This is a genomic window from Streptomyces sp. NPDC033131 (assembly GCF_055578365.1).
Genome location: NZ_JBVIPA010000012.1, coordinates 156,793 through 180,097, shown reverse-complemented (window position 1 = coordinate 180,097; position 23,305 = coordinate 156,793). Strand labels below are relative to the sequence as shown.

The following is a 23,305-nucleotide window of genomic DNA, read 5'->3' as shown; positions in this document are numbered from 1 at the left end:
GCATGCGAAGGATGGGCGCCGAAGGATGGACAGGCCACACGTAAACCCTGCCGTGGAACCGCGGTCTGGCTCTGGTCTCGACGCAATCAAGGGGGTGGCGTGGTAGTGGCTCTCAAGAAGTCGGACCTGTACAGCTCGCTCTGGCGCAGCTGCGACGAGCTGCGTGGTGGCATGGATGCCAGCCAGTACAAGGACTACATCCTGACGCTGTTGTTCGTGAAGTACGTGACAGACAAGGCCAAGTCCGATCCGAACTCCTTGATCGACGTACCCGCCGGCGGGTCCTTCGACGACATGGTTGCCCTCAAGGGCGACAAGGAGATCGGCGACAAGATCAACAAGATCATCGGCAAGCTCGCCGAGGCCAACGGGCTTGAGAAGGTCATCGACCTTGCCGACTTCAACGATGAGGAAAAACTCGGCAAGGACAAGGAGATGCAGGATCGCCTCTCCAAGCTGGTGGCGATCTTCGCTGATCTCGACTTCCGAGGTAGTCGCGCTGAGGGCGACGACCTGCTCGGCGACGCCTACGAGTACCTGATGCAGCACTTCGCAACGGAATCGGGCAAGTCGAAGGGGCAGTTCTACACCCCGGCCGAGGTCTCGCGAGTACTCGCCAAGGTCGTCGGCATCGGAGCGGGCACCCCGCAGGACCACACAGTCTACGACCCTACGTGCGGGTCCGGCTCGTTGCTCCTCAAGGTCGCTGATGAGGCCCCACGTGGCCTCACTATCTACGGCCAGGAGAAGGACAACGCCACCTGGGCGCTGGCCCAGATGAACATGATCCTGCACGGCTACGAGGACCGTGACATCCGCAAGGGTGACACGATTACCAGCCCACAGTTCACCCATGGTGCACGGCTACAGACCTTCGACTTCGCCGTTGCCAATCCGCCATTCTCGATCAAGTCGTGGAGCAACGGCCTGGAGAACGAATACAGTCGCTTCGAGTTCGGCCGGCCGCCGGAGAAGAACGGCGACTACGCCTTCCTCTTGCACATCCTCAAGTCCCTCAAGAGCAACGGCAAGGCCGCAGTCATCTTGCCGCACGGTGTGCTGTTCCGTGGCCATGCCGAAGCGAACATCCGCAAGGAGCTGCTGCGCCGTGGCTACGTTAAGGGCATCATCGGCCTTCCCACGAACCTCTTCTACGGCACCGGCATCCCAGCTTGCATCATCATCCTCGACAAGGAGAACGCCCAGGCACGAACTGGCGTCTTTATGATCGATGCCTCCAAGGGTTTCGTGAAGGATGGCAACAAGAACCGCCTCCGCAGCCAGGACATCCACAAGATCGTCGACGTCTTCAACAAGCAGACCGAGATCGAGCGCTACTCGCGTATGGTGCCGCTCCACGAGATCGCCGACCCGAAGAACGACTACAACCTCAACATCCCGCGGTACATCGACTCCTCCGAGCCGGAAGACATCCAGGACCTTCACGCCCACCTTCACGGCGGGATCCCGGACCACGACCTGGACGCACTCAACGGGTACTGGGAGGCATTCCCGAGCCTTCGTGCCGCGCTCTTCAAGCCGAACCGCCCCGGCTACAGAGACCTGGCTGTCGGCGTGGCTGAGGTACAACAGGCCATCCTGGACTCCGACGAGTTCCAGAAGTTCGCTATGGACATCCGCGGCCAGGTTGACGACTGGTTCGCCGCGCACCGGCCGGTTTTGCAAGCCCTCAACCCGGACACTGTCCCCAAGAATCTGATCGCTGGTATCAGTGACGATCTGCTGGCCCGGTTCAAGAACACCCCTCTGCTCGACGAGTACGACGTCTACGAGCAGCTCATGACTTATTGGCACGGCGTCATGCACGACGACGTCTTCCTCGTCATGAACGACGGGTGGTGTGAGGCGGCGAAGCCACGCAAGACCATCGAGGACAAGGAGCGCAAGCTCTCCGAGACCCCGGACCTTGTCATTGGCTCGGGGCGAAGCGCCACCAAGTACAAGATGGACCTCATCCCGCCGACGCTTGTCGTCGCTCGGTACTTCGCGGACGAGCAGTCCAAGGTCGACGCACTGCACGCGGCAGCTGAAGAGGCAAGCCGTGCTGTCGAGGAGTACATGGAGGAGCACGCCGCAGAGGACGGCCTGCTTGCCGAGGCGATGGACGATGGCAAGATCTCTAAAGCTCTCGCTTCGACGCGCCTCAAGGTGGCTCGGCACGAGGGAGCTGACGCGGAGGAGATCAACGCTCTCCAATATCTGATCAAGCTGTACAACGACGAGGCCGTCGCCAAAAAATCCGCAAAGGAAGCCCAGGCCACCCTCGACCTCGCGACTCTTGAGAAGTATGGCGCCCTCACCGAGCCTGAGATCAAGCTGCTTGCGCTCGATGACAAGTGGCACGCCACGATCGCCGACCGAGTCGCTCACGTGGTCGACTCGCTGACGCTGACCCTGGTTGGCCGGATCCAGGAACTCGGCGAACGATACGCCGCAACGGTCGAAGACCTGGTGACCGATCTCGCGAAGCTGGAAAGCCTCGTGACGGGGCACCTCGCTGACATGGGGGTGCGATGACGTCCGCAGCTCCACCACAGGACTGGCATTCGGTGCCGGTGTCCGACCTGATCAGCATTTCGCACGGGTTCGCCTTTAAGGGCGAGTACTTCTCTGAATTCGGAAGGGACGCGGTCACCACACCCGGAAACTTTCTGGAATCGGGTGGGTTTCGCCGCACTGAGAAAAGGCAGCGGTACTACAGCGGCAGCATTCCGGAAGCCTACCGGCTCAACGCCGGAGATCTGATCGTCGCGATGACTGAGCAGGCCGAAGGGCTGCTCGGCAGTACTGCGTTTGTTCCGGATACCGGCAGTTGGCTTCACAACCAGCGAATCGGCCGCATTCGGGCCAAGGCCGATGAGGTTTCACTCAAGTACCTGTACTACGTATCCAACTCTTTCGAGTTTCGAAAGTCGGTTACTGAAACCGCCGCTGGCACCAAGGTCAAGCACACGTCGCCGGTCAAGTTGGGCGCGGTAGAGATCCTTCTGCCGCCGAGAGAAGAGCAGGACCGGATCGCCGGGAAACTTGATGATTGCGACGCGATGATTCTGGGGCTCGAACGCCTCATCGCTAAAAGGCAGGAAATCAAGCAAGGGTTCATGCAGCAACTCCTCACCGGTAGGTCCAGGCTCCCCGGATTTACTGCACCGTGGGAAGAGGACTCCGTCGGAAGCTTCCTGGAATTCAAGAATGGCCTCAACAAGGGAAGCGAGTTTTTTGGTTCAGGAACACCAATTGTGAACTTCATGGACGTTATGAACGGTCCATTGATCACTGCCACCGATCTACTAGGGCGAGTGACCCTCAGCCGGGATGAGCGTAGGCGCTTTTCCGCTAAGAAGGGGGACATTTTCTTTACGAGAACTTCAGAAACTGTGGAGGAAGTCGGCACCGCGGCCGTTCTGGTCGAAGATGTGCAAGATGCCGCCTTCAGCGGTTTTATCCTGCGTGGGCGTCCACGCACAACGGATTGTGACCCTCGATTTCTTGCCTATCTATTCCAAACCGACAGAGTTCGGAGGCAAGTTACGTCAACCGCTACATATACAACTCGCGCTTTGACTAACGGCAGATCTTTGAGCCGGATTGTTGTACAAGTTCCATCGTTGGATGAGCAGCGCGCCATCGGCTCAGTCCTCGAAGATAATGAGTCTGAGCTCTCCACTCTCGAGGAACGACTCAAGAAAGCTGTCGACATCAAACTGGGCATGATGCAGCAGCTCCTGACCGGCCGTACTCGCCTGCCTGTCAAAGAGGGTGCAGCATGAGTAACGTTGCGCAACCCGAGCGCAAGACTCAAGACCGCGTCGTCGAGCTGTTCCGAGACTCGTTGGGCTACGAGTACCTCGGCCACTGGGGATACCGTGCAGCAAATTCCAACGTAGATGTGGAACTGCTCACGCAAAACCTCCGCGCTCGGAACTACAGCGACGAACTCATCAACAGGGCGATCGACAACCTGAAGAGCGACGCCTCGCTCGGTGGCGGTCGTGATCTGTACGAGGCGAACCGAGACGTCTACGGCCTGCTCCGGTACGGCGTGAAAGTTAAGCCCGGTGTCGGCGAGCAGACGCAGACGGTCTGGCTTATCGACTGGGAGCGCCCCGAAGCCAACCACTTCGCTCTGGCCGAGGAAGTGACGGTGCTGGGGCAGCACAGGAAGCGCCCAGACATCGTGCTGTACGTCAACGGCATCGCCTTCGGGACGATCGAGCTCAAGCGCTCGAAGGTTGCCGTCTCTGAAGGTATCCGGCAGAGCATCGGGAACCAGCGTCCCGAGTTTATTCGGTCATTCTTCACGACGGTGCAACTCGTCATGGCCGGCAACGACGTGGAGGGGCTGCGTTACAGCGCTATCGACACGCCGGAGAAGTACTGGCTCACATGGCGTGAACCGTCCGACATCGCCGATCCCCTCGATCGTTCCTTGACCCAGCTCTGCTCGAAGGAGCGTCTGCTTGAGCTGGTTCACGACTTCATGGTCTTTGACGCGGGACAGAAGAAGACGTGTCGGCACAACCAGTACTTCGGCGTCAAGGCGGCTCAGGAGCGGATCGCCAAGCGCGAGGGCGGCATCATCTGGCATACCCAGGGCTCCGGCAAGTCGCTGACAATGGTGTGGTTGGCTAAGTGGATCCGCGAGTCTCAGGTTGGGACAAACCCACGGGTCTTGCTGATCACTGACCGGACCGAACTGGATGATCAGATTCAGAAGGTCTTCCGGGGAGTCAAGGAGGCCATCTACCGGCCCAAGAGCGGCTCTGACCTCCTCGCCACATTGAATGCAAGTGAGGAGTGGCTGGTCTGCTCGCTGGTTCACAAGTTCCGTGGCTCGGAAGACGAGGCCGCCCGCGATGAAGCTGAGAACGAGTTCATTCGTGAACTCAAAGCGACTGTCCCCAAGGACTTCCACGCCAAGGGCAACATCTTCGTCTTCGTAGACGAAGCTCACCGTACACAGTCGGGCAAGATGCACGACGCCATGAAGGCGCTCATGCCTGGTGCCATGTTCATCGGCTTCACTGGCACACCTCTCCTCAAAGAGGACAAGGACACCACTGTCCAGCGGTTCGGCAGCTTCATTCACACCTACAAGTTCAACGAGGGTGTTGCAGACGGCGTAGTGCTCGACCTGCGGTATGAGGCTCGCAACATCGACCAGGACCTGACCTCGCCGGCGAAGGTCGACCAGTGGTTTGAGGCCAAGACTCGCGGCATGACGGACCTCTCCCGCGCCGAGCTCAAGAAGCGCTGGGGCACCATTCAAAAGGTCGTCAGCTCGGAGCCGCGTGCCCGGCAGATAGTCAACGACATCCTCTTCGACATGGAGATCAAGCCGCGTCTGTCGGATGGCCGCGGCAGCGCCATTCTCGTCAGTCAGAGCATCTACCAGGCGTGTAAGTTCTACGAGCTGTTCACTCAGGCCGGGTTCAGGGGCAAGTGCGCCATCATCACGTCGTACACACCGCAGGCGAGTGACATTGCCAAGGAAGACTCAGGCCACGGCGCGACCGAGCGGCTGCGCCAGTACGAGATCTACGGGCAGATGCTCGCGGACCACTTCAACGAGCCTGCCGACAAAGCGATGAGCAAGGTCGAGCAGTTCGAGAGGGACGTCAAGGAACGTTTCATCAATGACCCGGGCCAGATGCGGCTGCTCATCGTCGTCGACAAGCTCCTGACCGGCTTCGACGCCCCGAGCGCGACGTACCTGTACATCGACAAGAAGATGCAGGACCACGGTCTGTTCCAGGCGATCTGCCGGGTCAACCGCCTCGACGGCGAGGACAAGGACTACGGCTACATCGTCGACTACCGCGACCTGTTCAACTCCCTTGAGTCCGCGATCACGGACTACACCGGCGGTGCTCTCGAAGGCTACGAGTCGAAGGACATCGAAGGGCTGCTGTCAGACCGGATCGACAAGGCCCGTGACGACCTTGATGAGGCCCTGGAGAAGATCCGGGCGCTCTGTGAGCCGGTCGAACCACCAAAGAACACCCTCCAGTACCAGCGGTACTTCTGCGCCCGGGAACAGGGCAACACCGAGCAACTCAAGGCCAACGAACCCAAGCGGGTTGAGCTCTACAAGTCTGTGGCGGCCGTGACCCGAGCGTACGCCAACCTCGCCAACGAAATGCAGGCTGCTGAATACAGCGACGCCGAAGCCACAGCGATCAAGGAAGAGATCGCCCACTACGCCAACGTGCGTGAAGAGGTGAAGCTCGGCGCTGGCGAGAATGTCGATTTCAAGCAGTACGAGGCCGGCATGCGGCACCTGCTGGACACGTACATCAGCGCCAGCCCCTCCGAGGTGGTCTCTGACTTCCAGGAAGCCGGGCTGATCCAGTTGATCGTCGAGACGGGAGCTGGCGCGCTCGACAAGCTTCCCGCGGGTATCAAGAAGGACCCGGAAGCGGTGGCGGAAACGATCACCAATAACATGCGCGTGGTGATCATCGACGAGCGCCCGATGAACCCGAAGTACTACGACAAGATGTCGGAGCTGCTCGACGCCATACTCGAGGAACGGCGGCAAAATGCTCTGGACTACAAGGAGTACCTCGCGAAGCTCCTGGAGCACGCCTCCAAGCTCGGCAAAGGCGAGTCAGACACCCAGTACCCGGAGTGGGCTGACAACGGTGCTCGCCGCGCTCTGATTGATTTCTTCGGTCAGTCACCGGAGCTGGCCGCGGTTGTGGACACCACCATCCTCCATACCAAGCCCGACTCGTGGGTGGGTAACGCGATGAAGGAGAAGAAGGTGAGGCGCGCGCTCGCTCAGGCATTGACCGCCGACTTCGACCGGCTTGATGAGCTACTGGAACTGCTCAAGGCGCGCCATGAGTACCGCTAGTGCCTCTCTCACCATCCGCGGCATCGACGTTGACGTCATCTACAAGGACATCAAGAACCTGCACATCGGTGTCTATCCACCACTGGGACGCGTCCGTGTAGCAGCGCCGCACCAGCTCGACAATGAGCAGGTGCGACTCGCTGTAATCCAACGCCTACCGTGGATCAAAGAGCAGCGCGAGCAACTTCGATCAGCCGCCCGGCAGTCCACGCGAGAGATGGTGACGGGTGAGTCCCACTATGTGTGGGGCGTTCGCCGCAGGATGAAGGTCGTGGAGCGTCCCGGTCGGGCTCACTTCGAGCTAGACGGTGAACGACTGCTGCTGTACGTCCCGGCCGGCACAACAGCTGAACGGCGGCGGGAGTTGCTCGACCGTTGGTATCGGGAGCAGCTTCGACATGTGATCCCGGATTTGATTGCCAAGTGGGAAGCGGTTCTCGAAGTGTCGGTACCGCGGTGGAATATCAAGCGCATGAAGACCAAGTGGGGATCATGCAATCGCGAAACCGGGCACATCTGGTTCAACGTCGAGCTAGCCAAAAAGCCTCCAGGCTGCCTCGAGTACATCGTCGTCCACGAGATGACGCACTATCTTGAACGTAACCATGGTGAACGCTTCGCCAAGCTCATGGAGAGGTTCGTGCCGAACTGGCGGAGCCTTCGTGATCAGCTGAATGAAGCGCCACTTGCGGAGGAAAAGTGGGCATGAGGACGCAAAAGGAAGAGCCCTTCGCAGAGCAAACTTACGCAAACAGCATCACGGTGCGGGCGGCGGCGTGATTCGTCAGATTGGTGCACGAGCTTGAGCCGAAGGCGTCGCGATCGTCGTGGCAGGGCGAGGCGATAGGGTTGAAAGTCAGTTCGACCGAAGTGCGGGTGTCCGCCGCAGAACCGGAGGCTCAACCCGGTGAAGTTCATTGTCCTGCCCCAAGACACACCGGTGCGCTCAGGCCCCGAGGCTGTGGTCCTAGTAGCCGATGATTGGGATGACTTCGGCTTCCGCACCAGCTATACGCTTTGGTACCGAGACTCGCTGACGCAGACGAACCTAGGCTTCGTCAAGATCGCCGTCGCCGGGCAGGAAGATGGCCCCAGCCCCATCCGTGCTGGGGTCTACGACGGCTCGCCGCCGGGTGAACTTTTCTCGCTCGGGCAGAGCGATCTCTACTACGACAACATCAAGAAGCTCGGACACGACAAGCGCGAAGAGATCCTCCGAGGGCTCTCTGACGTGGCCTACAATCTCGACCTTCTTGAGGCCGCCATGCAGTACCCAGTCACACGTTCATCACTGTTGCGGACGATCGGCGAGCAGACCATCAGGGCGCAGTTCAACCGGATCGCACACGGTGGTGTCCGGCTGACCGAGTACCGGTTCCGCTACACCGCACCGAGACATGGCGCTGGTAGCACTCTGGACTTCAAGGTCGATCCTGACTCCAGGCCATCTAGCAATATCCATGTCCTCATCGGCCGCAACGGGGTTGGCAAGACGACCTTGCTGAGGAATCTCGCCGCCGCGGTCGTCTGGCCCGAGAGGCATGCGGAATTCGGCCGTGTGGATGTGCTCCCGACGCCCACGTCCACAGAGGGTGAGCGGTTTGTGAACGTAGTCTCGGTCACCTTCAGCGCGTTCGATCCCTTCGTCGAAGTTGTCGAGGAGAGTGATCCCCGAGCGGTGAAGTACACCTACGTCGGCCTGCAAAGCACCTCGCTCGATGATCTGCCCACCGACACCCAGCAGCAACGACTACAAGCGGCCTTCAACGCTGGAGTCCACGCCGTCATCAACTCACGCGACCTCATGCGCTGGCGCGACGCCATGATGATGCTGAGCCGTGACCCGCAGTTCGCGGACTCGGCTGTCGCGGCCTACGCCCGCGACATGCGGGCCGGCATGAAAGTTACGGACTCACACGTGCGTGACTTGACCTCTGCCTTCGGGCGGATGAGCTCAGGTCACGCGATCGTGGTGCTGACCATGACACAGCTCGTGCACCTCGTGGCGGAGCAGTCCCTAGTCCTGGTGGACGAGCCCGAGGCCCACCTGCATCCGCCACTGCTGGCTTCCTTCATGCAGGCGCTGTCTAGCCTGTTGGCTGCCCGCAACGGTGTCGCCGTAGTCGCTACACACTCGCCTGTCGTCCTTCAGGCGATGCCGCAGTCCTGCGTGTACAAGCTGATCCGCCAGGGCAGGAGCAGCCGCGTTGAGCGCCCGCTGATTGAGACTTACGGTGAGAACGTGGGCGTGCTGACCCACGAGGTATTCGGGCTGGAGGTGATGGAGTCCGGCTTCTACGCGGAGATCAGCAGAGCGGTGGCCACTCTGGACTCATACGAGGAGGTTGTCGCCCATTTCGATGGGAAGCTCGGCGGAGAGGCAAAAGGACTGGTCCGGATCCTCCTCGCAGAGAAGACGGATGGGCCCCTTTGATGTGGCCCCTCAGGATCCCCATGCGTAAGGCGAGTGACAGCTACCGGGCATGCGTCGCCCGCAGCACCACGGCGGAAGGGCGGCGTGAGCGGTTACTCAAGGCGGCCGACACCGTACAGAAAGCTGGTCAGGCGCTGCGCGCGGCTGCGGCTGACAGGAAACTGCACGACCTTGACACGAAGGGCTTTACGGTCCCCGAGATTGCTGGTGGCGCCTTCGTGGATTGGGCGTACGATAATGGCATGCAGACCGTCGAAGGACGGGTGATCCGCGACGAGCTGATGGCCGCTCCGCCCAACGAACGGTGCCCGTTATGCCGACAAGGCACCGTCCGCCAGCTCGACCATTTCATGCCGAAGAGCCTCTTCCCGGCACTGTGTGTAGATCCGCTCAACTTAGTCCCCGTCTGCGAGCGGTGTAATCTAATAAAGGGCAATAAACGTCCGGACAGCGTCGAGAACACGCTCCTGCACCCTTACATCGACCGAATATCCCACGAGGGCTGGCTGGACGCACGAACGGTCCATGATTCCGGCACCCTGCAACTGCGCTTCTTCGTCAGCCCACCGGCTTCCTGGGATGCCACACTCATCGCCCGGGTCAAAAACCACTTCACGCTCTTCCGGCTCGGAGCGCGCTACGCCATCGAAGCCAACCGCGCGATCACAGATATGACGTACGGCATCGACAGGCAGCGCAAACGCGGTGGCGCACGCATGGTTCGCGCCTACCTCCAAGAGCAAGCAGAGACCCGGTTTGCTGTCGACCTCAACAGCTGCGAAGGCGTCACCTACCGGACACTCGCAACCGACGACCTCTACTGCCACGGTCCCTCAATGCAAGACACCTCTAACTTAGTGGGCCCGGAAATGAGGAAGTGAGTATGGCGTCGGGCTGCGGCGAGTCGGTAGCTTCCCTGAGGTCGACCCTCGAAAGCTCAGAAGTCATCTCATTTGGTCGGTCGGTAGGTTGCCGTTCATGGTTGGGACCGTCGGGTGGCTGTTGCCAGATGAGTTACGGGAGTTGCACCAGCTTGGGGTTCCGGAGGTGCCCTGGCGTCCTCTGGGTGGCCCAAGGTCGCAGCGGGAGAGCGGATGACGTGTGCAGGGCCGTCGCCAACCATGCACAGCGGTAAGGCCGTTGTCGGTCCTACGGTTTAGTCTTCGGCCATGCGACCGCCTCTTGAACACGAGCTGCGTGATGCGCTCGTACAGAACTTGGAGTTGATCGAGCCGGGCCTCCGGCCGGTGCAATTCAAGGAGTACCCCCTGCCCAACGCGCACGGCACCAAGGGCAGCATCGACATCTTGGCTCGTGACCGCCACCAGATGTGGGTGGTCATCGAGCTGAAGCGGTCGCGCTCCAGCGCACGCCAAGCCCTGCACGAGGTGAACAAGTACACCGAGCTTCTCTGTCGGGAGAGGAATCTCGCACCTGACCGTATCCGAGCTGTGATCGTGGCATTGCCGGACGACTGGGAGGAACTACTGACAGCCGTCAGCCACGCGGCGCGCGATTGGAGTCATGATCTTCGCGGCTACCGGCTCCTCCTAGATGGTGACGGTCACCCCGTCGGAGCCGAGCGGGTGCAGCTACTGCCTCGGGCGTTCGAGCCCCGCATCACCCCCATTCACAACCTTTTCTTCTTCACTACGGAGGAACAACGCCGGCATGGCTGGCGCGTCATCAGCAAGGTTGCAGACGATCTTGGGGCGCTGGACCTGCTTGCGGCGGACTTCGATCGAGTCGCGGAGAAGCAACGCATTCCTGCACCCTTCGGCCTGTACCTGGCGGTAGGCCGGGTCAACGAGGCACGCGCATCAGCGGACCTCCTGAGGGGTTACGACGGGCCGGAGCCGTTTGCCGCCGAGCACCCTGCTGAGTACCTGGCCCTGTCCGCGATCTGCAACCGCCTTGCCCGCAGCGAGATGCGCGGTATGAACATGGAAGGTGCTCTACCGGGGCTGCTGAACAATCTCGCTGACGATCCCCACTGGGCCATTCGAGACTTCCGAGGCACCGGAGCCTTCGATGACACGGCGGCCTTCGAAGAGCGGGACCTGTTCCGATTCCTCACCGGGGGCGATCGAGGTGACAGCCAGCTTCTCTACACAGGCTCCGCAAGCCCGCAGGTTACGAGCCGCTGGGAAGGGTTCCGGAAGGAGATCCGACAGAGTTTGGCTGGCAACCAGGAGTGGGAGTTGCTGGTTGATGGTTGGCTCGATGAGGCGAGTGGGAGGGTCGGGGACGGAGATGTCGGGCTACACATCTACAACCCCTGCAACCTCCTGCAAGCGATCATCCACGGGTGGCCGGATCGGATGGAGGAGTTCCTGCCCATGGTCATGGGCGAAGCCGTATCCGATCAGGGACAGCCGAGCTCAGTGCGTGGTGCCTTGTGCTGGAACGGGCGAGGTATGTCGCTCCCCGAGGCAGTACGGCTCGTCCATCGGGACCCCCTGTTCCTGATGAGCAACATGTATGGCGGGACCGTGTGGGAGCGTGACCAAGAACTGCTGGACCTCCTCGGGCTTCAGTACGTGCTCTTGGAGAAGATTGGCCCCAGCCGTGGCAAGGCATCTGCGATCGACGAGCGGCGCATCTGGGCGCGACACGAGCGGGGTGTTCGCGCCTACTCCTCACTCGCACACCCCTATGCGTACGCACAGGCGTACGCAGACATAGCAGCCGACGGCGAGATCGTCTCCGTCGCGCAGTACCTCAACAGGCATCCTCGTGAGGTGGAATTGGTGGCCAGGGAGTACCGTTCCTTCGTTCATGCCGTTTAGCGGACAACGGTCGCGACCGAGCCGATCGCGACACTGAGGGTCTCGGTGACGCGTTGCCGGTCGGGTGTGTCGCTCCCTCGTCGTGCGAAGGCCGTGACTGCAGGGGAAGTTGGGAGTCATGGCGGAGAAGCGACGGACGTTCGATCCGGAGTTCTGCGAGGGGGCCGTATGCATTGTGACGGAGACCGGCAAGCCGATCGCCGAGGTCGCGAAGGACCTGTGCATCAACGAGACCTCCCTGGCCAGCCGTGTCGCGGGCCCGCCGAGCTGAGACGGCGCCGGCCGGTGAGTGGCGAGCTGGAGCGGCCGCGGCGGGAGAATGCTCAGCTCAAGCGGGACAACAAGGAACTGGTCATGGAGCATGATGTTCAAATGCTGCATGGTCCTGTGGGTGAAGTAGCCGAGGCGGACCCGTTGATCGGCGGCCTCCGAAGTAACCTTCCTCGACTCAACGGGCGTCACGTCCTCGCGAAATCGGATGCACGTGTCCCTTGACCTCTGGTGCCCAGTCCACCAGTGCACGTTTTTTAACGCCCGCCCGTTATGACCACTGTCCCGTCGGGGTGGACCAGTTCCGAACTGCCCCCCGCGTGCCTGAGCGAGCGCGGTCCTGGCGCGCCCGGGGAGAGTGACCGGCAGGTCGGCGCCGAGGAGGAGACGCCGACGGCTGACTAGACACCCCGCCTGGACGAGCGCCCTGCCGTCCACAGGAACCGGCAGGGCTCTCGCGGTCGTACGAGCGTCATACGCCCCGCCTCGACGAGGCCAACCCGACGAGCCCCGACCACGCCTCCCGCGACACCGTAACGACGGGCCCGGCGGCGGCCTTGGAGTCCCGGACGTGCACAACTGCCGTAGCAGCCGCGATCTCTACACAATCGCCGCCCTCAGTTCCGCTGTAGCTGCTCTTGAACCAGGCGAGGCCGGAGGCGTCGGTCGAGGACCCAGCGTTGTTCATAGCTCTCCCAGCAACCCTTCGACGAACTCCAGTGACTCTCGCGGACTGAGAGCCTGTGATCGGATAATCCCATAGCGGGCGGCGGCGAGACCCGCCCGTTCGGGGTCGGTCTGAAGGGTGCTGGTTCCCTCCGCCTCGGCGTACACGAAGGCCTTGCCGTCTTTGCGCCTGACGACAGTGAACGGCCCGTTCACGCCCGCGTTGTCCTCGCACTCGGTCGGCATAACCTGGATTTCGACGTTCCGCTTCTGCCCGATCAGGAGGAGGTGCTCCAACTGACCCCGCAGCACTTCCTTTCCGCCGTACCGGTGCCGCAACACCGACTCGTCCATCACGAAGCTCAGCAGCGGCGAGGGCCGCCGGTCGAAGATGTCCTGTCGGGCCAGCCGTGCGGCCACCCGTTGCTCGATCGTCTCCTGGTCCAGTGGCGGACGACGCATGTCAAGCAGCGCCCTCATGTACTCCTCGGTCTGGAGCAACCCCTTGACCACAAGGGCGTCGTACGACAGCAGCTCAATGGCCTCCTTCTCCAAGGCCGCCATCCCTTGAAAGAACGCCGGATACTGGGCCCGCTCCACCTGCTCCTTCCACAGGCACAGCAACCCGCTCGCCCTCAGCAGCTCATCCGCCCGCTCGATCGTCCGAGGCGACGGAATCCTCCGCCCCTGCTCGAACGACGCGATCGTGGACGCCGAATAGCCGAGCTGCCTTCCGAACTCCTCCCGCTCCATGCCCTCACGCACCCGCAGCGTCTTCATGGTCTGCCCGAACGCCGTGACGACGCCGCGTCCGGCATCACCTTCCGGCCGTTGTCCGCCCCCGTCGTCGTTCTCCCAACCGTCCGCGAGACTTACGACCGCCTCGCTGTCACTGACTGGCGTCCCCTCGGCCCCCGTCGCCGTACTCGCCGTAACATCCGTCATCGACCACCGCCTCCCCGGCCCAACGTCCCCGCAGGGAACGCCGTAACGCCGCGCGCCTCGTACTCGTACCGACACCGCGCGTACAGCCGGTCAGCGTCGGTGCGTCACCACTGGTCACGCTACGCCACCAACGGGACCGTTAACGGCATGACGACCAAGCCCGACAGCCCCACCGCCCCCGCTCAACTCACCCCTCACACTCCGTACTTGATCTCCGCCTCCGAAGCGCGCGGCGACCGCACCTTCGAGATGCGCTTCACCTCCACACCCCGCGGTGCCCGACTCGCACGCCGACTGACGGCCGTACGCCTGGACGCGTGGGGCATCCCGTACGACGCAGCACCCCACGACGAGATCGTGCTGATCGTGGCCGAGTTGACCGCGAACGCCGTGCGGCACGGCCACGTTGCCGGTCGCGACTTCCACCTCCGCGTGTACGCGCCGGCCGACAGCCGCACAGTTCGTGTCGAGGTCACCGACACTCGCGCCGAACGCGTCCCTCGGCGTCCCGCCGTCGCCGACATCGCTCGTGGCGAAGAGACGGGCCGCGGGTTGCTCCTCGTATCGCATCTGGCTGCGTGCTGGGACTGGCAATCGCGCTCCGACGGTCCGGGCAAGACTGTCTGGGCGGAGTACGTTCTTCCTGGGAGAACCGCTGCTGCGGCGAACGGTATGAGCGCCGGTTAGCACGGCTTCGAAGCCGATCGTTCTCGTGCCGCCTGACGATGTGCCGACCTGCTGGAAGCGGACGGTCCGGTTGGAGCGCATCCAGGTGGCGTCGGCGTGGTCGGACGCGTCGTGGTCTTCGGGCGGTGAACCTGTCCGGGCGGATGCCACACGCGACGGTGGGCCTAACCGCCCACCGCCCATCGCGCTGCTGCGACCACGCTCAACAGCAGGGCGGGAAGTATCCACCACCACGGCATGGCCCTGCGCACCGAAGGCACCAGCCACAGCGCCGCCGCGGCTCCGGCTGCCGCGATGGTGACGACGCACGACATAACGATTCCGGCGTAGGCATCGTCGTCCCAGGTGCCGGACGGCGTGATGGTCAGGGCCGTCCAGCAGAAGTACGCGGCGATGAGGGTGAGCAGGGTGAGGGGTACGGCGAGGACCACGCGGAGGCAGCCGCGGTCGTCGTCCACGTGGGAAGGGCTGGTCATCAGCGCAGTGCGTTCCTTGCCTCGTCCAGATTGTTCGCGAACCCACGCCCGTATGACTGGGCGTCGTCGGTCTCCCAGTACGGCCCGCCGTTGTAACGCGCGGCGAGCTCCTGGAACTGGGCGGGTGTCATCTCCTCGGCCGGCACATCGGCGAACTCGCTCTCCGCCGAGCTGGGCCAGGTACTCCGAAGCGATGAAGATGTTCTGCGCGGGGTCCTGCAGGGCTGTTTCCACCGTGCCGCGCTGCTGGTCGGTGAGGTGTTCGGGGTCGTAACCGAGGACCTCGGCGCCCCGTCGCACCTGGATGGCGATGGGGCCCATGGACGTGTTGTCCGGGTCACCGCCGAGTCGCCAGGGCAGGCTCTCAGGAGCGATGGGGCTCAAGGGAGAGTCCGCCTGTTCGCGGATGGTGTCGGTCATGTCGTCCAGGATGCCGGGCTGTCCGCCGACCTCCTGCCACGCGATTCCGGCGACCATGTCCGGCGGCAGCCCCGAATTCCGTGCCGCGGCCTTGATGATCTCCTTGTTGGCCGCTATCCACGGGCCGACCCTCATGGAGAAAACCCGTGATCTCGATCAGCAGATTCGCGTTGCCATTGATCGACTCGGCCTTGGCGACCAGGGAACCGGTAGCCGGGCGACGGCCCCGCCGCCGCTGTCTGCCGGCAGCTGATCGATCTGCATGCCGGTCTGCTGACGCGCCAGGGCGTCGGCCTTCAACTGGGCCCATTCCTCGTCGAAAGACAACCTGTTCCCCCTCCAAGCCCGTCACCTCGAACGGCCAATCGATCATGCCATTGGAGTGACGCGTACCGGAACCTCGCCACTCCGCCCGGGGGCTGGTTCGCACACCGTCTTGGCCAGTTGCGCACAACCTGGTTCGCGTGCAGGGGCGTTGGAGCGTTGACGGGCCGGTGACGGGTTATCTGCCCAGCTCGGTACCGGCACGCGGGATCCCGCGACTCGGTCGTGCGCGACGTTCTTTAAAGCCTTTGGGGAAACAACCAGACCCACCAAACCCGGCCTGGGCGTACGCGAGTTGGGGCGCCACTCGTTCGAGTGATGGGACCGTCAGTGGGTCGCGCGGGTGGGGTACGGTCGCCGCACACAACCGCAAACAGAGAACGGCCCCCGGCAGGACTGCAATCCCGGCGAGGGCCTGACCAACCAGGAAGATACGAGCTTCCCAATGGCTGATCCGCAGTCTAACGCGGCCCTGCCCGCGTACCCGTCGCCCGAGCACTCGCCGCCCGCGCCTCCGGAACTCCCGCCGGACGCGCCCCGCGCCGGAGTTCTCCACGTACGGCACCGCCACACCGAGCGCTACACCGTCGTCGGCAACCACCTCGCCCAGCACCCCCGCCTCTCCGCCACGGCGATCGGTATCGGCGTCCACATCCAGTCCCTGCCGGATGGTGCCTCGGTCACCATCAAGGCGCTCACCCTGCGCTTCCCGGAGGGCGAGGTGACGATCGGCAGGGCGTTGCGCGAGCTGGAGGCGGCCGGGTATCTCGTCCGCCGCCGGGTGCCGCTCGGGGGTGGCCGTATCGCCACGCGTACGTTCTTTCTCGATCGTCCGGGGGTGGCCGTTCGAGCCTCGGTGCGGGGCAGCGGGTCGGAGGCTGTCGCCGCGCCTGCCCCGTCCCCCGCCTCGCAGGATGAGGCCGAGCCTCGTCCTGCTCCTGCTCCTGCTCCTGCTCCGGCGCCGGTGGCTGTTCAGGGTCTGGCGGAGGGCTCGCGGCCTGACTCACCGACGACTTCTGTACGTACGAGGAACGCTTGCCCCGAACCCGTGACCTTGCCCGACGGACCGGCGGCCGACCTGCTTGCGCGGCTACGTCTCGCCGACGCCCGGCTGTTGTTGTCCGAACGGGACGTTCAGCGGCTCGCGCCCGCTGTCGAGTCCTGGCTAGCGCGTTCCGCGACGCCGGACCAGATCACCCGCACGCTCACCGCGGGCCTTCCGTCCGAGGCCGAGCTCATCCGCAATCCGGCCCGGCTCCTCGAATACCGCCTGACCACCCTTCTCCCACCGCCGTTGCCGCCGGGACCTGCCCGTACGGCGACGGTGACGTCCCCATCGCAACCCGTACCGCTGGTCACCTGCGACGGCTGTGAACGCGCCTTCCGCTCGCAGGATCCGCACGCACTCTGCCGGGAGTGCAGGGAACGCCACGGCCGACACGAGGCCGAACCCGTCGACTCGGCCGCCTGAGCCGGGTAACGGCGGTGAGGACTTGTGCGGGTGGACGTTCGAGGTTCGGCGGTGTGGTGAGGGTGTGCTTTCCAGCGGGGCGTCGGCGGTACGGGCGGTGCAGGTGAGCCGACTTCGACGCCGAGTTCTCGCCCCCGGAGGCGGCCGCGCGCGCCGCAGCCGCCTGTGTGAGGGAGGCGGGACTCACCTCCGACCAGGCAAGGTCTCCTCGACGTCTTCGCCGAGGAGCTGTCTTCCTGGCCTTCGTTACTTCAGCCCGATCTCCGCGCAGTCCGCCGCGTACTTGGGAGTGCAGATGTCCTTGACGGTGTAGACGCCGTCCCGGATCACCGTCTCCTTGATGTTGTCCTTCGTGACGGCGACCACCGGGACCAGGTTGGACCGGATGTCCTTCTCTGTCGGGCTGTCGACGGCGTCGGGGGTCAGCGCGTCGAACTCGAGTGAGCGGCCCTGGACCTTGGCCACGGCCAGCTCCGCCGCGTTGTGCGCCTCCAGCAGGAACGGCTTGTAGACGGTCATGTACTGCTCGCCGGAGACGATCCGCTGGAGCGCGGCCAGATCCGCGTCCTGGCCGGTCACCGGCGGGATCTTGCTCGCTCCGGCCTCCTTCAGGGCTTCGATGACAGCGCCCGCCATGCCGTCGTTCGCCGAGTAGACGGCGGCTATGTTGTCGAGGCCGAGGGTCTGGATCGCCTTCGCCATGTTCGCCTTGGCGACCGACGGCAGCCACTCCTTGGTGTCGTACTGCTTGGCGATGATGACGTTGCCGTCCAGCTCGCTGAGCGCGCCCTGCTTGAAGAGGGCCGTGTTCGGGTCGGCGAGCGAGCCGTTCATCATGACGATCTTGCTGGTCTTGGATTCCTCGCCGAGTGCCCCGACGATGGCGCGGCCCTGCACCTGGCCGACGAGCTCGTTGTCGTGCGAGACGTACGCGTCGATCGGGCCCTGAGCGAGCCGGTCGTAGGCGATGACGGGGATGTCCGCGTCCTTGGCCTTCTGGACGTCCGACGCGATGGCCTTGGCGTCGACCGAGTCCACCAGGATCACGTCCACCTTGGCGTCGATCATCTGCTGGAACTGTTGGCTCTGCTTGGCCGCGCTCGCGCCGGCGTTGGCGTAGCGGACCGTGCCCTTCTTGTTGGTGAGGGAAGCGACCTTTTCCTTGATGAGGGGATAGTCGAACTTCTCGAAGCGCCTCGTGTCCTTGTCGGGCAGCAGGAGACCCACCGTGATGTCGTCGCCCTTCTTCGGGCTCACGGAGCTGCTGCTCCCGGCTATGCCCTCGATGGCGCCGCACCCGGCGAGCATCAGGGTCGAGGTGGAAACGGCCACGACGAGGGGGAAACGACGTGCGGCGGAGCGGAGGATGGGTGAAGCGTTCACTGCAGGTGCCTTCCGGGGCTAGAGAGCAGCCTGGTGACCAGGTGGTGAAAGCCAACGCGTAAGCGCGTTCAGCGTCAAGGGTTCCAGTTAACGAGATCGCAACAGCAATCATGTGTAACACCCGTCGGCGCCAGGCCCGTCAGCGCCAGGCCCGTCGGCGCTCGTCCTGCAAGTTCCGGCGGATGACGTGCACTTGTCGGTCTGCCTTGCCGGGCCTGCTTGCCGGTCCACCTTGTCGGTCCGCCTTGTCGGTCGGTGACAGCTCAGTCTTGGCTGCCGGTCGCCGCCGCTCCGGACTCTCGGCAAATCCAAGTCATCCGGTCCCGGGTTCCGTCGACGGTTCAGTCGGTGGAACCCGGGGATTCAGGCGTGCGCGGTCGTCCCGGTGGGGCTCCGTCAGCCCTGTGGCTGGACGATGTTGACCATCCACGGGATGCCGAAGCGGTCCGTGCACATGCCGAACACGTCGCCCCACATCTGCTTGTCGAGCGGGACGGAGACGGAACCGCCGGCGGACAGCTTCTCCCAGTAGCCGCGCAGTTCGGTTTCGTCGTCGCCGCTGAGGCTCACCGAGAAGGTGTTGCCCGGCGTGTGTTCCATGCCGGGCGGGTTGTCCGCGCCCATCAGAGTGAAGCCGCTCGGCGTCTCCAGCATGCCGTGCATGATCTTGTCCGCGTCCGGGGTGCCCGGCTGGCCGAACTCCCCGTAGGTGTTGAGCTTGAGGGTGCCGCCGAAGACCTCCTTGTAGAACTCCATCGCCTGCCGGGCGTCGCCGTCGAAGCTGAGATACGGGTTGAGGCGTGAGGCCATCAATACCTCCCGAAGTGATCGAAATGCTCGAAATGAGCTGAACTGTCGGACGGACGCAGACTAGCGCGGGCCCCTGACAACGGCCCGGCGTGTGGGCGTCGAGCGGCGTCGCGTCGCGTCGTCGACAGGGGCACGGCCTCGGTACGGCCGACCGCTCGATTGGCCGGAAGCTGTCAGGGAACCGTCAGGTCAGTTCGATTGAGTGCCTCTCAGCTGCCCCTGTCCCGTCCTCCCCGACCGAGGAGAGAAGAGACATGAACGACCGCCGCATCCGGCCCGACGGCCGCGCTCGGTACCGCGTCACCAGCGGCGAGTTGGGCTCGTACGACGAAGGCCCCTACGCCGACCGGGAGTTCACGCCGCAGCCGCTGCACGACCGGGTCGAGGCGGTGGTCGTCGGTGGTGGGTTCGGCGGGCTGCTCGCCGGGGCTCGGCTGCGGCAGGCCGGGGTCGCGTCGGTCCGGTTGATCGAGAAGGGCGGGGACTTCGGCGGCACCTGGTACTGGAACCGGTACCCCGGCATCCACTGCGACATCGAGGCGTACGTGTCGTCGTCGGTGGCACGGAGTACGACGTCGACTGCGTCATCTTCGCCACCGGCTTCGCGGTCGGGGTGTCGGGACTGGTGTCCGGGCAGCTGCCGGCCTATGGACGTGGCGGTGTCGCCCTGCTGGACCGGTGGAAGGAGGGCGGCCCGCGTACCCTCCACGGCTTGTGCACCCACGGCTTCCCGAACCTCTTCCAGCTCGGGTCGCTGCAAAACGCCGCCGCGGTCAACTTCGTCCATGTCCTCGACGAACAGGCCACCCACATCGGTGCCGTCGTCGCCGAGGCGCGCAGGCGCGGTGCGCGGTGCGTCGAGCCCAGCGCCGATGCCGAGGCGGCCTGGGTGGCGACGATCCGCGAGAAGGCACCCGACCAGTACCGGTTCCGGTTCCATGTCGAGTGCACCCCGGGCTACTACAACAACGAGGGGCGCCCCCGGGAGCGCAGCGAACAGTTCGGCGACGGGCCCGTCGTCTTTCACGAACTGCTCGCCCGCCGGCGCGCGGAGGGCGGTACGGAGGACGTCCTCGTCGACGCCGACCGGAGCGGGCGGCTTCCCTAGGGCGCCGGGGCCGTTCCCAGGGAGCGTTCCGTCACGCGGGCCAGATGGCGGGCGAAGACCTCGCGGGTGTCCGGGGTGAGCGTGCGCAGGGCCACCAGGGCCGTGATCACGACGTCGCACAGTTCGCCCTGGACGTCGTCCCAGGTGTGGGTGACGCCCTTGCGCGGGTTCTGGCCGGTCGCCCCGATCACCGCCTGGGCGACCTCCCCGACCTCCTCGGAGAGCTTCAGCATGCGCAGCAGCAGGCCGTCCTGGTCGCCGTCGATCGGGCGGTTCGCCTCCAGCCACGTCCACAGCGCGTCGATGGAACTCCACAGGTCCGCGGTCGATTCCGCGGTCGTTTCGGCGGTCGTTTCGGCAGTCGTCGGGGGAGAGGTGGCCTGATCAGTCATGCGGGAAGCCTGTCACGCTGCCCGCGGAACACCAGGCCCCATGTCCCTCCTCGTCACTCGTCGAACGTCTCCTCGAACAGCGCCTGCTGCTCGCCCTCCTCCGTCTTCCGCAGCCGCCGGTTCCGCGCGCCCACGACCAGTGCCGTCACCAGTCCGGTCGCCGCGAACGCCGCCGGGACCATCCAGCCGCGGTTGACCGCGTGCCGCAGCGAGTGGTCCAGGGAAAGCCGGCCGGGGCCGGCGACGGCGAGGCCCGCCGCGGTCAGGCCCAGGGACGCCGCGTACTCGTAGCCGCCGCTCTGGTTGAAGAAGCCGTTCGGGGTGTGCACCGCGGCCGCACCCGCCATCGCACCGGCCGCCGCCGCACCGGCCGCCGGGGTCGCCAGGCCCAGGGCCAGCAGGGTGCCGCCGCCGGCCTCGGCCAGCCCGGCCGCCGCGGCGCTCTGCTTCCCGGGCGCGTAGCCGACGGACTCGAAGAACTGGCCGGTGCCCTCCAGTCCGTGTCCGCCGAACCACCCGAACAGCTTCTGCGTGCCATGCGCGGCCAGCACTCCGCCGGCGCCCAGCCGGAGCAGCAGCAGGCCCAGATCACGTCGGTCGTAAGAGCTCACGATGACTCCCGGTACTGACAGAAGAGGTGAAGAGGTAGGAACACCCCACGCGTTTCCACCGTCGCACCCCTCACACCCCCCGGCTCCGCCCGCCGTGCCGTTCGGGTGGCGCTCCCGCGACGGCGGTGTGACTCTGACTGCCATGACGATTCAGACAGCCAAGCTGAGCGACCCGGCCGTCCGCGCCTTCGTCACCGCCGTCAACGCCCACGACCGCGAGGCCTTCGTGAAGCTTCTCGCCCCTGGCGCGACCATGGCGGACGACGGGGCCGACCGCGACCTCGACGAGTGGATCGACCGTGAGATCTTCACCTCGCACGGCCACATGGAGGTCGACAACGAGTCTTGGGGCGGCCGTGCCCTCCTCGCCCGCTACAGCAACGACACCTGGGGCGAGATGCGCACCCGGTGGAGCTTCACGGTCGAGGACGACGGCAGGATCTCCCGCTTCGAGACCGGTCAGGCCTGAAAGCCTCGTACGGCAACTCGCAGAAACCCCTCGCAGAAGCCCCTCGCAGAAACCCCTTGCCCTAGAGTGCACTCCAACTCCTAGCGTGCTACGCCATGGAGACCACGCAGTCCACTGAGACCACGCAGAGCGCGCAGACCACCCGGACACTGGGCCGCACCGGCATCGAGGTCAGCCCCCTCGGCTTCGGCTGCTGGGCGATCGGCGGCGAATGGCAGGACGCGGACGGGCAGCCGCTCGGCTGGGGCAAGGTCGACGACGAGGAGTCCGTACGGGCGGTCCGGCGTGCCCTCGATCTCGGCGTCACCTTCTTCGACACCGCCGACACCTACGGCGCCGGGCACAGCGAGCGCGTCCTCGGCCGGGCGCTCGGCAAGCGCCGGGACGACGTGGTCCTCGCCACCAAGTGGGGCAACGTCTTCGACGAGGCCACCCGCACGCTCACGGGCGGCGACGACACCCCGGCCTACGCCCGCCGGGCCCTGACGGCATCCCTCGCCCGCCTGGGCACCGACCACGTCGACCTCTACCAGCTGCACCTCTCGGACGCCGACCCGGAGCGTGCCGCCGAACTGCGTGACACCTGCGAGGAGTTCGTGCGGGAGGGGCTGATCCGGGCGTACGCCTGGAGCACCGACGACCCGGCCCGTGCCGCCGTGTTCGCGGAGGGGGAGCACTGTGCGGCCGTGCAGCACGCGATCAACGTGCTGCAGGACGCGCCCGACATGCTCGCGCTGTGCGAGGAGTTGGACCTGGCGAGCATCAACCGCAGCCCGCTCGCCATGGGGTTGCTGACCGGCAAGCGGCACGGGGCCCTGGAGGCCGGTGACATCAGGAGCCGTCCGCCGGAGTGGCTGCAGGGGTTCGAGGAGGGCTCCGGTGCCGCTCCCGACTGGGTCGCCCGCGTCGACGCGCTGAGGGACGTCCTCACCAGCGGCGGCCGTACGCCCGCCCAGGGTGCCCTCGCCTGGCTGTGGGCGCGCAGCCCGCGCACGGTCCCGATTCCCGGCTTCCGTTCGGTCGCCCAGGCCGAGCAGAACGCGGGCGCCATCGAGAAGGGGCCGCTCACCGCGGAGCAGTTGGCGGAGGTCGAGCGCATCCTCGGGCGGTGAGCTGCCGCTCCGGCGGATCGACGCGGCAGCCGTTCCGCGCATCGGTGCGTACCCCGCA

The 23,305-nt window shown here is 64.6% G+C and carries 19 protein-coding genes and 2 pseudogenes; 13 read left to right on the top strand and 8 right to left on the bottom strand.

What is annotated here, in order from left to right; genetic code table 11:
- Positions 1-105: 105 nt before the first annotated feature.
- The 8 genes from ACZ5XS_RS18030 (at position 106) to ACZ5XS_RS17995 (ending at position 12,374) form a co-directional block, all read left to right on the top strand.
- A complete protein-coding gene (locus ACZ5XS_RS18030) occupies positions 106-2,538 on the top strand; it encodes a type I restriction-modification system subunit M (RefSeq protein WP_468652322.1) in 2,433 nt (810 codons plus the stop codon).
- Positions 2,535-3,791 carry a restriction endonuclease subunit S gene (locus ACZ5XS_RS18025; protein WP_468652320.1) on the top strand — a complete coding sequence of 419 codons (1,257 nt, stop codon included), beginning with the start codon at positions 2,535-2,537 and terminating at the stop codon, positions 3,789-3,791. Before ACZ5XS_RS18030 ends, ACZ5XS_RS18025 begins: the two co-directional genes overlap by 4 nt.
- On the top strand, positions 3,788-6,880 hold the full coding sequence (locus tag ACZ5XS_RS18020) for a type I restriction endonuclease subunit R (RefSeq protein WP_468652319.1): 3,093 nt from the start codon (positions 3,788-3,790) through the stop codon (positions 6,878-6,880). Before ACZ5XS_RS18025 ends, ACZ5XS_RS18020 begins: the two co-directional genes overlap by 4 nt.
- The gene (locus tag ACZ5XS_RS18015; protein ID WP_468652317.1) at positions 6,867-7,589 is read left to right on the top strand and encodes a M48 family metallopeptidase; all 723 of its coding nucleotides are present in this window, start codon (positions 6,867-6,869) and stop codon (positions 7,587-7,589) included. Before ACZ5XS_RS18020 ends, ACZ5XS_RS18015 begins: the two co-directional genes overlap by 14 nt.
- A gap of 198 nt (positions 7,590-7,787) precedes the next feature.
- On the top strand, positions 7,788-9,314 hold the full coding sequence (locus ACZ5XS_RS18010; RefSeq protein WP_468652316.1) for an AAA family ATPase: 1,527 nt from the start codon (positions 7,788-7,790) through the stop codon (positions 9,312-9,314).
- A gap of 20 nt (positions 9,315-9,334) precedes the next feature.
- Positions 9,335-10,195, top strand: coding sequence for an HNH endonuclease (locus ACZ5XS_RS18005; RefSeq protein ID WP_468652315.1), 861 nt, complete (start codon positions 9,335-9,337; stop codon positions 10,193-10,195).
- 288 nt (positions 10,196-10,483) lie between these two features.
- Positions 10,484-12,103, top strand: a complete 1,620-nt coding sequence (locus ACZ5XS_RS18000) for an endonuclease NucS domain-containing protein (protein WP_468652314.1) — start codon at positions 10,484-10,486, stop codon at positions 12,101-12,103.
- A gap of 118 nt (positions 12,104-12,221) precedes the next feature.
- Positions 12,222-12,374, top strand: a complete 153-nt coding sequence (locus tag ACZ5XS_RS17995; RefSeq protein WP_468652313.1) for a transposase — start codon at positions 12,222-12,224, stop codon at positions 12,372-12,374.
- 471 nt (positions 12,375-12,845) lie between these two features.
- On the opposite strand, the gene ACZ5XS_RS17990 is transcribed toward ACZ5XS_RS17995, so the two are convergent.
- Together ACZ5XS_RS17990 and ACZ5XS_RS17985 are read right to left on the bottom strand one after the other, a co-directional pair.
- A complete protein-coding gene (locus ACZ5XS_RS17990; protein WP_468652312.1) occupies positions 12,846-13,061 on the bottom strand; it encodes a DUF397 domain-containing protein in 216 nt (71 codons plus the stop codon).
- Entirely contained in the window at positions 13,058-13,984 is a 927-nt protein-coding gene (locus ACZ5XS_RS17985) for a helix-turn-helix domain-containing protein (protein WP_468652311.1), read from the bottom strand. Before ACZ5XS_RS17985 ends, ACZ5XS_RS17990 begins: the two co-directional genes overlap by 4 nt.
- Before the next feature lie 147 nt (positions 13,985-14,131).
- On the opposite strand from ACZ5XS_RS17985, the gene ACZ5XS_RS17980 reads away from it, so the two are divergent.
- Positions 14,132-14,671, top strand: coding sequence for an ATP-binding protein (locus ACZ5XS_RS17980; RefSeq protein WP_468652310.1), 540 nt, complete (start codon positions 14,132-14,134; stop codon positions 14,669-14,671).
- 164 nt (positions 14,672-14,835) lie between these two features.
- Here ACZ5XS_RS17980 and ACZ5XS_RS17975 read toward each other — a convergent pair whose 3' ends face one another.
- Both ACZ5XS_RS17975 and ACZ5XS_RS17970 read right to left on the bottom strand, forming a co-directional pair.
- Positions 14,836-15,147 (bottom strand): hypothetical protein, encoded by a 312-nt coding sequence (locus tag ACZ5XS_RS17975; protein WP_468652308.1) that lies wholly within the window; start codon positions 15,145-15,147, stop codon positions 14,836-14,838.
- Positions 15,147-15,687, bottom strand: a pseudogene (locus ACZ5XS_RS17970) (hypothetical protein); the annotation flags it as partial. The gene ACZ5XS_RS17975 and the pseudogene ACZ5XS_RS17970, both read right to left, overlap by 1 nt.
- Positions 15,688-16,336: 649 nt before the next feature.
- On the opposite strand from ACZ5XS_RS17970, the gene ACZ5XS_RS17965 reads away from it, so the two are divergent.
- On the top strand, positions 16,337-17,362 hold the full coding sequence (locus ACZ5XS_RS17965; protein WP_468652306.1) for a hypothetical protein: 1,026 nt from the start codon (positions 16,337-16,339) through the stop codon (positions 17,360-17,362).
- A 246-nt stretch (positions 17,363-17,608) separates the two neighbouring features.
- On the opposite strand, the gene ACZ5XS_RS17960 is transcribed toward ACZ5XS_RS17965, so the two are convergent.
- Together ACZ5XS_RS17960 and ACZ5XS_RS17955 are read right to left on the bottom strand one after the other, a co-directional pair.
- On the bottom strand, positions 17,609-18,670 hold the full coding sequence (locus tag ACZ5XS_RS17960) for a sugar ABC transporter substrate-binding protein (RefSeq protein ID WP_468652420.1): 1,062 nt from the start codon (positions 18,668-18,670) through the stop codon (positions 17,609-17,611).
- A gap of 471 nt (positions 18,671-19,141) precedes the next feature.
- On the bottom strand, positions 19,142-19,555 hold the full coding sequence (locus ACZ5XS_RS17955; protein ID WP_217240641.1) for a VOC family protein: 414 nt from the start codon (positions 19,553-19,555) through the stop codon (positions 19,142-19,144).
- A gap of 254 nt (positions 19,556-19,809) precedes the next feature.
- Here ACZ5XS_RS17955 and ACZ5XS_RS17950 point away from each other — a divergent pair.
- Positions 19,810-20,663, top strand: a pseudogene (locus ACZ5XS_RS17950) (NAD(P)-binding protein).
- Here the strand turns inward: ACZ5XS_RS17950 and ACZ5XS_RS17945 are convergent.
- Together ACZ5XS_RS17945 and ACZ5XS_RS17940 are read right to left on the bottom strand one after the other, a co-directional pair.
- Positions 20,660-21,055: a MazG-like family protein gene (locus ACZ5XS_RS17945; protein WP_468652304.1), complete on the bottom strand. Its 396-nt coding sequence runs from the start codon at positions 21,053-21,055 to the stop codon at positions 20,660-20,662. The pseudogene ACZ5XS_RS17950 and the gene ACZ5XS_RS17945 overlap by 4 nt on opposite strands.
- A gap of 53 nt (positions 21,056-21,108) precedes the next feature.
- Positions 21,109-21,666: a DoxX family protein gene (locus tag ACZ5XS_RS17940; protein ID WP_468652303.1), complete on the bottom strand. Its 558-nt coding sequence runs from the start codon at positions 21,664-21,666 to the stop codon at positions 21,109-21,111.
- Positions 21,667-21,808: 142 nt separating this feature from the next.
- On the opposite strand from ACZ5XS_RS17940, the gene ACZ5XS_RS17935 reads away from it, so the two are divergent.
- Both ACZ5XS_RS17935 and ACZ5XS_RS17930 read left to right on the top strand, forming a co-directional pair.
- Positions 21,809-22,135: a nuclear transport factor 2 family protein gene (locus tag ACZ5XS_RS17935; protein ID WP_468652302.1), complete on the top strand. Its 327-nt coding sequence runs from the start codon at positions 21,809-21,811 to the stop codon at positions 22,133-22,135.
- 95 nt (positions 22,136-22,230) lie between these two features.
- Positions 22,231-23,247, top strand: coding sequence for an aldo/keto reductase (locus ACZ5XS_RS17930; protein ID WP_468652300.1), 1,017 nt, complete (start codon positions 22,231-22,233; stop codon positions 23,245-23,247).
- Positions 23,248-23,305: the final 58 nt, after the last annotated feature.